This window comes from Tenacibaculum sp. AWR4_210, assembly GCF_056160945.1.
In genome coordinates this window covers 384,074-396,047 of sequence record NZ_JBSWYF010000003.1, presented here as the reverse complement: position 1 = coordinate 396,047, position 11,974 = coordinate 384,074, and the positions used below count along the sequence as shown (strand labels likewise).

Annotated in this window: 10 protein-coding genes; 5 read left to right on the top strand and 5 right to left on the bottom strand. The window is 39.0% G+C overall.

What is annotated here, in order from left to right:
• Window positions 1-133: 133 nt before the first annotated feature.
• Window positions 134-307: a hypothetical protein gene (locus tag ACXAG7_RS07675; protein ID WP_408043185.1), complete on the top strand. Its 174-nt coding sequence runs from the start codon at window positions 134-136 to the stop codon at window positions 305-307.
• Window positions 308-385: 78 nt separating this feature from the next.
• Here ACXAG7_RS07675 and ACXAG7_RS07670 read toward each other — a convergent pair whose 3' ends face one another.
• Genes ACXAG7_RS07670 through ACXAG7_RS07660 form a run of 3 tightly spaced genes read right to left on the bottom strand, consistent with a single transcriptional unit; the run spans window position 386 to window position 3,586 of the window.
• The gene (locus tag ACXAG7_RS07670; RefSeq protein ID WP_476666504.1) at window positions 386-2,131 is read right to left on the bottom strand and encodes a M14 family metallopeptidase; all 1,746 of its coding nucleotides are present in this window, start codon (window positions 2,129-2,131) and stop codon (window positions 386-388) included.
• A 3-nt stretch (window positions 2,132-2,134) separates the two neighbouring features.
• Window positions 2,135-2,587 carry a pantetheine-phosphate adenylyltransferase gene (gene coaD, locus ACXAG7_RS07665; RefSeq protein WP_408043187.1) on the bottom strand — a complete coding sequence of 151 codons (453 nt, stop codon included), beginning with the start codon at window positions 2,585-2,587 and terminating at the stop codon, window positions 2,135-2,137.
• Between the two features lie 9 nt (window positions 2,588-2,596).
• Window positions 2,597-3,586, bottom strand: a complete 990-nt coding sequence (locus tag ACXAG7_RS07660; protein ID WP_476666503.1) for a D-alanine--D-alanine ligase — start codon at window positions 3,584-3,586, stop codon at window positions 2,597-2,599.
• 213 nt (window positions 3,587-3,799) lie between these two features.
• On the opposite strand from ACXAG7_RS07660, the gene ACXAG7_RS07655 reads away from it, so the two are divergent.
• Together ACXAG7_RS07655 and ACXAG7_RS07650 are read left to right on the top strand one after the other, a co-directional pair.
• Complete coding sequence (locus ACXAG7_RS07655; RefSeq protein WP_408043189.1) at window positions 3,800-4,363, top strand: PASTA domain-containing protein; 564 nt, start codon at window positions 3,800-3,802, stop codon at window positions 4,361-4,363.
• 9 nt (window positions 4,364-4,372) lie between these two features.
• The gene (locus tag ACXAG7_RS07650) at window positions 4,373-5,410 is read left to right on the top strand and encodes an RluA family pseudouridine synthase (protein WP_476666502.1); all 1,038 of its coding nucleotides are present in this window, start codon (window positions 4,373-4,375) and stop codon (window positions 5,408-5,410) included.
• Between the two features lie 209 nt (window positions 5,411-5,619).
• Here ACXAG7_RS07650 and cmk read toward each other — a convergent pair whose 3' ends face one another.
• Both cmk and porQ read right to left on the bottom strand, forming a co-directional pair.
• Window positions 5,620-6,309: a (d)CMP kinase gene (gene cmk / locus ACXAG7_RS07645; RefSeq protein ID WP_408043191.1), complete on the bottom strand. Its 690-nt coding sequence runs from the start codon at window positions 6,307-6,309 to the stop codon at window positions 5,620-5,622.
• 342 nt (window positions 6,310-6,651) lie between these two features.
• Complete coding sequence (gene porQ, locus ACXAG7_RS07640) at window positions 6,652-7,701, bottom strand: type IX secretion system protein PorQ (RefSeq protein WP_476666501.1); 1,050 nt, start codon at window positions 7,699-7,701, stop codon at window positions 6,652-6,654.
• A 175-nt stretch (window positions 7,702-7,876) separates the two neighbouring features.
• Between porQ and ACXAG7_RS07635 the strand changes: the two genes are divergently transcribed.
• Both ACXAG7_RS07635 and ACXAG7_RS07630 read left to right on the top strand, forming a co-directional pair.
• Window positions 7,877-10,108: a T9SS type B sorting domain-containing protein gene (locus tag ACXAG7_RS07635; protein ID WP_476666500.1), complete on the top strand. Its 2,232-nt coding sequence runs from the start codon at window positions 7,877-7,879 to the stop codon at window positions 10,106-10,108.
• An 8-nt stretch (window positions 10,109-10,116) separates the two neighbouring features.
• Window positions 10,117-11,958, top strand: coding sequence for a PorP/SprF family type IX secretion system membrane protein (locus tag ACXAG7_RS07630; RefSeq protein WP_476666499.1), 1,842 nt, complete (start codon window positions 10,117-10,119; stop codon window positions 11,956-11,958).
• Window positions 11,959-11,974 lie beyond the last annotated feature (16 nt).

The following is an 11,974-nucleotide window of genomic DNA, read 5'->3' as shown; positions in this document are numbered from 1 at the left end:
AATACTAAAAATTAATGATGCTCAAAATTACAAATTCTTAAACGTTTACTTGTTGATTTTTGTCACATTTTATTGGATGATCAGAAAAATAGTTTTAATTTTGTGGCTCGTAACTTATATTAATAAAATACAGATGTTAGATTTTTCGGAATTCTCAGGTTTAGTTTTATTCATGTTCATTTTTACAGCTGGTTTTTGGCTGTTAATTTTCTTATTAACATTTGTAGTTCCTTACTGGATTGGTGGAACTATCTGGGAAAATATAAAATTAAAGAGAGAAGCTAAGAGAGCTGCTGAAGGTAAGTAAGCAGTGGATTCATAAGATATATAGAAAAGCTCGTTTCATAGAAACGAGCTTTTTTATATGAGATACTTTTCTTGCGAACTAGTGTATTTTAAAAATAGGCAAGGTCATGTGAGTAGGTTCGTAATGAGGACTATTTTTGTATATATAATCTAATTGGGCATACGGACTGTGCGCAAAATCGGCATCCTCAGTCATTTTTTTTCGGAAAGCCATTTGTAATTCCTCATCTTCTGCGAGTAGTTTTTCAGCAATATCTTCAAAAACATAAGCCGAAAATCCTTCTTTGCGTTGGAGTACGGTATCAAAATAATTCCAGTTAAAAAAAGAGTCCGTTGCGGCCGGTTCTAGGGTTTCAAGGAGGTAGCGTATACCAATTTGTTGAGTAGGGATATAAAGGTCTCCTTTTTTAAATTGGAAAGTCTTTTCAGTTGTCGAAATTTGAGTCCCATAATGTAAGTAATGTCCTTCGTAAGGCATGGTGCGTGTTTCGAAGTTTTCAATGCGCAAAGCAGCAGCAGTCATCACAGTATCTTTTGTAAAGGTCCTAAATTGAATTTGGTTATTTTTCAATTGTGCTACTACCTTATTCCATCCTGATTTGAGTACATAGGCTTTCGGAATTTCCACGTACTCGGTGGGTTCAAAAGTATTGTAGTAATTAACCGTTTCGGTATAGGGTTTGTCACGGTCGTAAAACAATCGCTGGCCGGTGGTAACTTTACTCGGAACATACTTACCTTCATATCCTTTAAAAGTCAGTGCACTTGGAGTTTCTTTGTTTACCTGATAATGAATTGGGTACTTTTTTTGACCCAACCAATAGTGCTCGGCTTGTTTGCGTAAGTCTTTAATTTTTGATTGTTCTTGTTGAGCAATGGCTAACATGCTTCCCATGAGTTCATAGGTTTGCGTAACGCGAAGCTGGTAGGGTTTAAGCATATGGGTTTCAACCATCATTCCTAAAGTGTGGAACAAGCTAGTATATCCGGTAGAGTAACGTGGTGAATCGAAGAATTGTGACCAACCTTTTTTAGGAGTGCTTCCCCATACATTGACATAAGGGGTAATGGGGATGCCTTTCTTCGCTAACCGGGCCTCTAATTTTGGACGAACCGTTTGTTCGAGGTAGTTTCCTAAAGGGCTACCCAATTTATTGTGCTGGGTGAATAAATGAGTAATAGCGTATTGATAATCGGCACCATTGCTTACGTGGTTATCTATGAAAATATCCGGTGCTACTAGATGAAAGATTTTAGCGAAGGAAGCTGCATTTTTAGTGTCCGCTTTAATAAAGTCGCGGTTCAGATCATAATTTCGCGCATTGCCACGAAATCCGTATTCTTTAGGACCATTTTGATTCGCTCTGGTATGAGAGTTTCGTTGTAAAGCTCCCCCGATATTGTAAATAGGAATCACACATACTAAGCTGTTGCTATAGGCTTGTTGCAGAGAATCGTTTTGTATCAAATCTCTCAACAACAACATGGACGCATCGATACCGTCCGATTCACCCGGATGTATTCCGTTATTAATGAGAAATCGAACCTTTTTACTTTTGTGAATATCGGAAAGTTTGGTAGGTCCTTCGGGGTTGTACACTGCTAAATGCAAAGGACGACCAGCATCTGTGCTTCCCATTTCAAAGAGTGAAATTTTCTTAGAGTGGTCGGCCAGTTTCTGATAGTACGAAATTACTTCGCTATAGGTAGGTGTTTCCGTTCCTTTTGAGCGTTCAAAAAGGGTCGTAAGATCGCTGGTTTCCTGGGTAGGAGGTGGCGTGACACAGGCAGCACAAATACCGATGAGAAATAGTAGTTTTTTCATGGCTTAGATTCTTACTGCATCGGGTACAAGCCCTGTATAATCACCGTTATTTCTGATAACATCTCGAACGATGGATGAGGAGATATAACTCTTACCAGAAGAGGTGAGTAAAAATACGGTTTCTATTTCTGAGAGTTTTCTATTGGTGTGTGCAATAGCCTTTTCAAATTCAAAGTCAGCTGGATTTCTGAGTCCTCTCAATATAAATTGAGCATCGATTTCTTTACAAAAATTTACCGTTAATCCGCTGTAGGTAACAACTTTTATTTTGGGTTCATTTTTAAAGGTTTCTTCAATAAACCGCTTGCGTTCTTCGAGTGAAAAACTGTATTTTTTATCTGCGTTAACACCGATGGCAATGACTAATTCGTCAAATAGGGTAACACCTCTTTCGATGATGTCAACATGACCTAAGGTGATGGGGTCAAATGACCCCGGAAAAATAGCTCTTTTCATACGTGATAGTTAGTTTTGTGTTGTTTTTTGTAGGGCTTGCTCTATGGCATTTGCAAATAACTCAGAAAGAGAAATACCATATTCGTTTGCTTGTTGAGGTAGAATACTGGCTTCAGTCATTCCTGGCACGGTATTCATTTCTAAAAAATGAGGTACGTCATTTACAAAGATGTATTCTGAGCGCGAAAATCCGCTCATATTTAAAATTTCGTAGACGCGTTTTGCCAAGGCACGAACGTTCTCTTCTTGTGTTTTACTCAGGCGAGCAGGGGTAATTTCTTGAGATTTCCCTAGGTATTTTGCTTCGTAGTCGAAAAAGTCGTTTTCCGATACGATTTCGGTAATTGGCAAGACTACAACTTCTCCTTTGTATTCAATGACACCCACCGAAACTTCTGTTCCATTTAAAAAGCTCTCGATTAAAATTTCATTGTCTTCTTTGTACGCGTGTTCTATGGCGGTTAACAACTCTTCCTTTTTAGCGACTTTAGAAATTCCAAAACTAGAACCTGCATTGTTGGGTTTTACAAAACAAGGGAGTCCAACTTTTTCGATGATCGCAACTTCGTCAATAGGGTCTCCTTGGTTGAGGTATACGGAAGTAGCGGTCGGAACACCGTACTGCCTTACAACACTGAGGGTATCCCTTTTGTTAAAAGTTAAGGCCATTTGGTAAAAGGGTGCAGAGCTATGAGGTATATTGATCAAATCGAAATAGGCCAGGAGTGCACCGTTTTCACCTGGGGCACCGTGAATAGCATTGAATACACAGTCCACGGTAATTTTCTCCTTATTGATGATAAAGGAAAAATCGTTTTTGTCAATAGGGTATTCATTAGCTTCAGCGTCCAAAGCTACCCAACGGTCGGGTAGTATGTGTACTCTAAATACTCGGTAGTGATCTTTATTGAGATGTTTGTATACTACAGCTCCACTTTGAAGGGATATAGCTACTTCTGATGAATAGCCACCCATGACTATAGCGATGGTGTTTTTCATTTTGTTTACAAGGGGCAATTAGTTCCCTAGGATACAAACTTACCAAAAAAACTCCTTACTTTATCTAGGAGTAGAAAGATTCGTCTAGAACACGCAGTGGCAAAATGCCTTGTAAGGAGAACTGGGAAAATCGATAGTGGATTTAATTAATTCTGCTATTTTTACAGTAACTTTGTGCTGCTTTAAAAAAAGGCACAGATAATTTAAGCTAATATGAAAGGAATCGTTCAATTTTTGAAGAGTAAGGTATTTTTAAAACAAATAGGAATCGCTATCGTCGGTATACTACTGTTGGTATTTGGTTTACGTTGGTGGTTAGGTGTGACTACAAATCACGGACAAAAAATTGAGGTACCGGATTTGTCGAAGAAGACCCTCGATGAAGTCGAGCGTATTTTAGCGGCTGCAGACCTAGATTACAAAGTAATTGATAGTGCTAGTTTTAATCCTACGTATCCAAAAAAGTCAGTGATTGAACAAAATCCTGAACCGGGAGATTTTGTAAAAGAGCGTCGAAAGATATATTTGACCTTAAATCCGTCAAAATACAGAGATGTTGAAGTACCCGATTTAAATGGTAGAACAAGACGTCAGGCTACTACGCATTTACGTTCTATAGGATTTAAAGTAGGAACACAAGTAACGTGGGTAAAAGACCTAGGAAAAAATGTAGTTCGCGGATTGAAATACAATGGAAATACGATAGCTCCTGGAACCAAACTACCTAAACAAACAACCATTAATTTGGTATTAGGTGACGGTAACGGAGGAAATTAATCATAGCAGATGCAGGAAGGAAACACAAATGAACTAGAAAACGAGGAGTTGTACGAACACCATCGTTTTGTGGCAACCGAAGGGCAAGACCCTTTGCGCGTCGATAAGTTTTTAATGAATTTTATTGAAAACGCAACTAGAAACAAAATTCAACAGGCGGCAAAAGCAGGGAACATTTTAGTTAATGACACTGTGGTGAAGTCGAATTATAAGGTAAAACCAAACGATGTTGTTCGTGTGGTGCTGTCGTATCCACCTCACGAAAATTTGTTGGTGGCTCAAGACATTCCACTCGATATAGTATATGAGGATGACGAAGTAATTGTGGTGAACAAACCACCTGGGATGGTTGTGCATCCTGGACATGGGAATTACTCTGGAACTTTGGTAAATGGGTTGATCCATCATATCGAAAATCTCCCGAATAACAGTAGTGACCGTCCGGGGCTAGTGCATCGTATCGACAAGGATACTAGTGGGCTTTTGGTGGTCGCAAAAACTGAATTTGCCATGGCGCATTTATCAAAGCAGTTTTTTGATCGTACAACGGAGCGTTTGTACTATGCGTTGGTTTGGGGAAGTGTGGAACAAGATGAAGGAACCATCACTGGGCATATCGGACGCAGTTTAAAAGATCGAATGCAGATGGCGGTATTTCCTGATGGTGAATACGGAAAGCCAGCGGTAACGCACTACAAGGTTATTGAACGTTTCAATTACGTTACTTTGGTGCAATGTAAATTGGAAACAGGACGTACACATCAAATTCGCGCTCATTTTAAATACATAGGACATACCTTGTTTAATGATGAACGCTATGGAGGTGATTTAATTTTTAAGGGAACGACGTTTTCTAAATACAAACAATTTGTGGACAATTGTTTTAAAGTATTACCGCGTCAGGCGCTGCATGCGAAAACTCTAGGATTCACGCATCCGAAAACAGGAGAGTTTTTGCAGTTCAATTCAGAAATTCCAGAGGATATTACCAACTGCTTAGAAAAGTGGCGTAGTTATTCCAGAAATTCGACACAGCAAGATATTTAAAATGTAAAAGCACCTAACTTTAGGTGCTTTTTTATTTTTGTGAAATCCTCGTTCAAAAGGTGGATGTACAAAAAGAGTATTTATCTTACGTAAGTATTTTGAAAATAAATATCTTGTGATGTAGTTGAGGCAGTTTAATGCTTCTGAGAATCGCGTATTTTATTTTTTCTTGTAAAAAGTATGAAATACGAAATTTTCAGCACGAGTAGTTATGCCAACCTATCGTTTACAAGACTCATAATACGTTCAAATTGCTCTTCTAGTCCCATATCAGAATTGTCAAACTCTATGGCGTCAGCAGCTTGCACTAGCGGCGAATCGTCACGGGTTGAATCGATGCGATCTCGTTCTTGTACATTGTGTAAAATTTCATCAAACTTTACGTTATCTCCGCGATCTAATAGTTCTTTATAGCGTCGCGTGGCTCTTTTGTCGGCCGAAGCAGTCATAAAAAGTTTGAGTTCTGCATCCGGAAATACCACGGTACCGATATCTCTACCATCCATCACAATTCCTTTGTTAGCGCCCATCAATTGTTGTTCACGAACGAGCTTTTTACGCACTGCTGATACAGCAGCTACCTGGCTTACAAAGCTAGAAACTTCGATAGTACGAATGTCTTTTTCAACATTGCTACCATTCAAATACATTTCCGCAAAACCTAGGTCTTCGTTAAATGTAAAGCTGAGTTCTATGTTGTTCAAATCGGCAATTAAAGCTTCTTTATTAAACTGTTCTTTTGAAATATACTGCTGTTGCATGGCATAAAGGGTCACTGCCCTGTACATGGCACCTGTATCTACGTAGATATAAGCGAGTTTTTTCGCAAGTTGTTTTGCGATTGTACTCTTTCCTGTAGATGAAAAGCCATCGATGGCTATGGTAATTTTCTTTGTCATGGGTTCTACTTATCGGGCGCAAAGATAGGGGATGCAGTAGAAAAAAAAGGCAATTGTTAATAAAAACAATTGCCTTGATAGTACGATGAGTGCTCGGTAGTATAGTTTTACAAACAGCTTCGTTAGAACTCCGTAGTTCGTGCTAACTCTCAGTATGTATTGTCCGGCAGGAATGTCGTATACTGGAATGGTAGTAGTACTTCGTACAGAAATTTTACTGTCAGTTGTTGGTTTATGTATTATTGATGGTTTGTACACTATAGCTTCTCAACACGTATAAATTGATAGTGTCTTGTCGAAGATCAACTTTAAATATTTAGCATGAGTATATTTACCTATGAACTAATATCTCGTTGGTTCTTTTCCTCGGATTCTTTTGTCTAAATCTATTTGTAGACTAAAGGTGCTTACATTACTTGCGGCGTGGAACTTAGAGTAGGCGTAGTTGAGTTTAACCTTGTTCATTTTGAGCCCAAAGCCAAAGGAAAGCCCACCAAAAGAACGTACATTTTGTAATTTAAGTTCCTGACTTCTTCTGAAATTATATCCTACACGTAAGTTAATAGCGCTGTCCGGAAATAGTTCAGCACCGATTATAACGTGTCGGAAGGCATTGTTGAGGAAAGAAACAGATTCCTGAGTAGTGTTTCCTTCCAAATCGGTAGTTGCATTGGAGGGGTTAGCGATACCGACTTGCCATTTTTGAAGGTTGTCGAGCGTCAAGTACCAGCGTAAAGGAACGCGTTCTAGTTTGTACGAAGCCCCTAAGGCAACCTCAAAAGGTAGTTTTTCTCGAGTACCGTTAAAACTACTAATCTGAGTACCTATATTTCGTGCCACCAAAGCAAAAGTAAAAGGGTGGTCGGCACTGTAATAGCTAAGTCCTACATCGAGGGCAATCCCTGTGGATGAAAAATTATCGATGGCACTGTAAATAAGTTTAATGTTGGCTCCGTAATAAAAGTCACTACGTGGAATGTTACGGGCATATCCAATAGACAGGGCAATGTCGTTGGCGTTAAATGTACCTAGTTCTTTGCCTTCTTCGTCAGCCCTAATGAGGGTTCCGTAGTTAATATACTTAATATTGGCGTGAAGGGTCTCAACATGCTTATTTATTTCATAGGCATAAGAGACGGAACCCATATGGATACCGGCCAAGTAACTCGTATAATTGACGGCGAGTTGTTGGTGTAAAGCGTTGCTGATAGTCGCAGGATTCCAAGTAGGTTGGTTTACATCGTCAATAAGGGTAAGGGTTTTACCACCTAAGGCAATTTGTCGAGCATAGCTCGGGGTATTTAAAAAACTGTATACAGATTCACCTCCAGTTTGGCTCCACAAGGAGTAACTGAACAAGCCTACTACTATTACTATAATACTCTTCTTCACAAATAAAAATCTACGTTACTACAAAAAACGTAAAAATTATTGATTATTTCATTGTAATTATCTTTTCTTGTTAAAGTCGACATTTTTTTTTACCTTTCACGAGGTAAAACTGTCCATATAATTTTGCTTTTTGAAAACTATATGTACCTTTGCCTACCCCTAAAGAATTCCTTAGATGAGTAAAATTATAGCTAAAAGGCTTAACATACTTTTAGTAGCGTGGTTGCTATGTATCCCCTTAACCTCGGTTTCGCAAGTGTTGTTGAAACCTGAGTTGCCTAGTGCAACACCTTCAGTTTGTGGGACTACCATCGATTTTAATTTTACATTCCGATTTACAACGACACCTTTTGATAACGCCAATAAATTTATTTTGGAAATTTCAGACGCTTCTGGTGATTTTTCAAGTGCTACTGACGTCGGGTCGGTAACTGGTCAAAATACGAATTTTGGAAAAATTCCCGCGACTATCAGAATTCCTGCAGGTTCGTACGGAACAGGATATCGCGTAAGAGTAAGATCAACATCACCTGCCATGACAGGGCCGCCGTCTGATCCCTTCTCTGCCTACGATATTCCTAGTGGTCAATTGGTACTCAATAATTTTAGTGATGTTTATCTCTGTGGAAGTGGAGGGAGTGCTCAAATGGTACTTAATACAAATACTGTAGCAGAGTATAGATGGTCTTTGGATGGAAGTTTTTTACAAACTACCAACCAGCCTAATTTGACGGTTACTCAAGAAGGGGCATACACTGTTGAGGTTTTCTACGGAACTTGTGGTAGAAGGGTTTCTACCGTATCTTCTTTATTCAGAATTGATGGAGCAAAAGCCCAGATTGAAAAGGGAGTGTCCGAGGTGAGTATATGTGGAGGAGACACCCATACGTTTAAAGCAGATCATGTAAATACCAAATTGACGTATAAGTGGTATAAGGATGGTAAGTTGGTAGATACTTCAAATACAGGGAGCTATACGACTCCAAATACAGGGCAGTTCGGAATCTACCGATTGGAAGTAGAGACCCCGGCTGTTGCTGGGAATCCTTCTTGTACTGCTCGTAGTCAAGATGTAAAGCTTAAGCAAAAGACTGCAGCCACGTTTACCGTTAAACAAGAGAATTATACAAAAACAGTTTGGGTGCCAGGAGAAACGCGTCAATTAAAGGTGGAGGTTACTCCTCCAGGGAGTTATACCTACGAATGGTACAAGCTAGATGCTACAGGAACTCCGCAACGTATTAATATAGGGGCTGGGGATACTATTTCGGTATTGTCACCAGGGCATGGAGAGTATTTCGTACGTGTCATTGACGGTTCAGGAGCCTGTGCGTTTACCAAAGATTCAGATCGTTTTGTGTTGGTTGAAACCAAAAAATTAATACCTACAATTCGAAGAGCTAATGATTACAAGGAATGTGCTGTCGATCGCACGCGTTTGTTAACCGTTGGTATTAAGGCACAGGGTGTAGATGGAGTTGAATATGATTTGACAACACAACAGTTAAGTGTCTTGACCTACAGTTGGTTAAAGGATGGTGCTTCTGCTGGGCCTTTTACAACTAATGAATTAGATGTGACTTCTTATACCGAAAATGGTTCTTATGAATTAGTAGTGTCTGCCGGACCGACCTTAACTGGGATGAAGTCCGATCCTTTAGATGTCAAATTAACAGTAGCGGATCCGACAATTTCCTCTTCAACAGGTTCTAATTCCCTGTGTTCGGGAGGAAGTATTGTGTACACGGTCTCTGATATTGTTGCTGGATTCACCTATAAGTGGTTTAAAGATGGGACGGAAATTACCGTTCCGGATCCGAAAACTTTAAATGTTAACGCTACAGGAGAGTATACATTGCAGATTTCAGGCTTTGGATGTACAAAGGACCTTACGCCGATTAAAGTAGTGCCTTTTGATGATTCGGCTGTCAAGGTGACGCCATCAGTAAAAGTAGTGCTCGTGCAAGGGCAAGCAACAAACATTACGGCAAGTGGAGCTAACTCGTACCAATGGTTAGATGAAGCTACGGGAGCAGTATTGTCAACAACAGCAACCTTACAAGTTAATAAGGTTGGAAAATATATTTTAGTAGCAACCGTTGATAGTTGTGAAGTAAGAAAAACGATTGAAGTAGTAGAGCAAGATGATCAGATAATTGTGCCGAATATTGTTTCCCCCAATACCGTTGATGGTATCAATGATACCTGGCAATTATCAAATCGTTACGCTTTTCAACCTTCTGTTCGTATCGCAATTTACGATTCGAATGGTGTTCAGGTGTTGAGTACTACAGAGTATAAAAACGATTGGCCAAGTGAAAGTTTGGGAAATCAAAGAATATTTTATTATCAAATTATACGAGATGATAAATTGGTTAAATCAGGAAGCATCTCAGTTATAGATTAAGAAGGGATATGATAAGAAAATGTACGTTTTGTCTATTATTAATACTAAGCACTTGTGTGTATGCACAAGGGTCTGGTAGTGGGGAGGTATATAATAGCTTTACATCTCGTAATTTTATGAAGTTTAACCGTTTTTTGACCGTACCGACGTTTTCGGCTTTGCGTGAAAATAAAACTTCAATCAGTGCTATCGTGCGTAATAGTTTTGTGGAATTTGAGGATTCTCCTAAGTTATATATGCTGAGTTACTCTGGTAAAATGAGAGAAAATGTAGGGGCAGGATTGGCTATCTATCAACAGGAAGTTGGAGTTTTTAAAGATTTTGGAGCCATAGCAAATTATGCACAGCGTATTCAGTTGAGCGAAGAAATGGATTTAACCTTTGGGTTCAATGTGTTGTACAGTCGAAGAAGTGCCGATGGACTAAAAGTGAATTCACAAGTGCCCGATCCGGCAGTTAGTAATTTTCAAGATATTCCGATTATTAATTTTCAACCTGCAGTAACGGTTTCTTTTGGGAAGTTTGATGTAGGATTGTTTTTTGAAAACCTCTTAGATTATAATTTGAAAGAAAATAAGATGGCAACGGATTTCGGGAAAAAAACCTTTTCAGCCCACGCCATGTATTCACATGAATTTACCTATGCGAGTGGTATTTTTGAAGGAGCCGATTTACGAGTGTTAGCCCAAGCCAGAAAACCTGGTGAGGGTAGTTTTGGTTTTGGAGGTAACGCCATTTTAGATTTACCAAAAGCTGGATGGATTAAAGCAGGATATGATAAGCAATACGGTTTGTCAGCAGGTTTAGGGGTGAATTTATCAGATAGATTATCGATTGGATTCTCTTATGAGAAAGGCGATTTTGCATCGACCAACGAAATTGGATTGCTCTATAATTTTGGAGCCAAATCATTTACGAGAAGAGTACCTTCTAGAAGGCCACAAGGAACGGTAAGTGTAAAGTTACCGCAACGCCAGCCTAAAAAGGAATACAGAAATAAAGAACGCGCGAATCTATCAATTGAAATAGAGCAAGCACACGATTCAATTAGAATTCTGAATGAAAAAATCGACGAGATTTTAAGAATTCTTAAAAATCAACCACCAAAAGTGAAAACGTCAGTTACAACACCTCGTGATTCAGCCACTACCGCTGGTCCTGAGGAAAAAGATACTTCACTTAGAAGGAGAAATAATGCTCCTTGGCGTCAGGCGACAATTACGCGTTCTGGTGGAGGTGGAACCATGTACTACGTGGCTGCGAATCAATTTAAGAGCAAGGAAAACGTAGAAGCTTATATCGAAGAAAAGAAGCGCAAGTTTGAAAAAGAAGAAATAGAAGCAAAATACGTGTACGATCCAGCTACTGAATACTATTATGTATACTTCGATAGGTTTGCTAAGAAAGAAGATGCTGAAGAGATGACCGATGAGTTTAAAGAAAAGAAGATTTTTGAAGGTGGCGATGATGATCCGTTAAAACTTTCGAAGGATAAAGGATACAAAGAAGCAGTGTTTGTAATGAAAATTACCTTAGGCGGAAGTGGTGAGAGTTACCAAGAGCCTAAAAAACAGCCACCAGCAAAAGTGTATCCGATGAAAAAGCAAGGAGCTATGGAAGAAGGATATTATTTACGAGTAAATGTATTCTCTAAAAAGGCCTTTGCCGATCGTATGATTGACGAATTGAGAGCAGATAATATTGACGCAAATTTTTATATAGATCCAGCAACAGGATATAGACATGTATATATTTTTAAAACAAATGACCGAAGTGAAGCGATTAAGATGTACAACAACAACCTTAATGGTTCCTATTATGACAGAAAATCTATCATAAATATTAAATAAATTAGAAGTAAGAACT

Coding starts and splice junctions, on each gene's coding strand:
- coaD (WP_408043187.1), bottom strand. CDS start 2,587: ATGAAAAGAGCTATTTTTCCGGGGTCATTTGACCCCATCACCTTAGGT.
- ACXAG7_RS07650 (WP_476666502.1), top strand. CDS start 4,373: ATGCAGGAAGGAAACACAAATGAACTAGAAAACGAGGAGTTGTACGAA.
- ACXAG7_RS07675 (WP_408043185.1), top strand. CDS start 134: ATGTTAGATTTTTCGGAATTCTCAGGTTTAGTTTTATTCATGTTCATT.
- ACXAG7_RS07635 (WP_476666500.1), top strand. CDS start 7,877: ATGAGTAAAATTATAGCTAAAAGGCTTAACATACTTTTAGTAGCGTGG.
- ACXAG7_RS07655 (WP_408043189.1), top strand. CDS start 3,800: ATGAAAGGAATCGTTCAATTTTTGAAGAGTAAGGTATTTTTAAAACAA.
- ACXAG7_RS07660 (WP_476666503.1), bottom strand. CDS start 3,586: ATGAAAAACACCATCGCTATAGTCATGGGTGGCTATTCATCAGAAGTA.
- cmk (WP_408043191.1), bottom strand. CDS start 6,309: ATGACAAAGAAAATTACCATAGCCATCGATGGCTTTTCATCTACAGGA.
- ACXAG7_RS07670 (WP_476666504.1), bottom strand. CDS start 2,131: ATGAAAAAACTACTATTTCTCATCGGTATTTGTGCTGCCTGTGTCACG.
- ACXAG7_RS07630 (WP_476666499.1), top strand. CDS start 10,117: ATGATAAGAAAATGTACGTTTTGTCTATTATTAATACTAAGCACTTGT.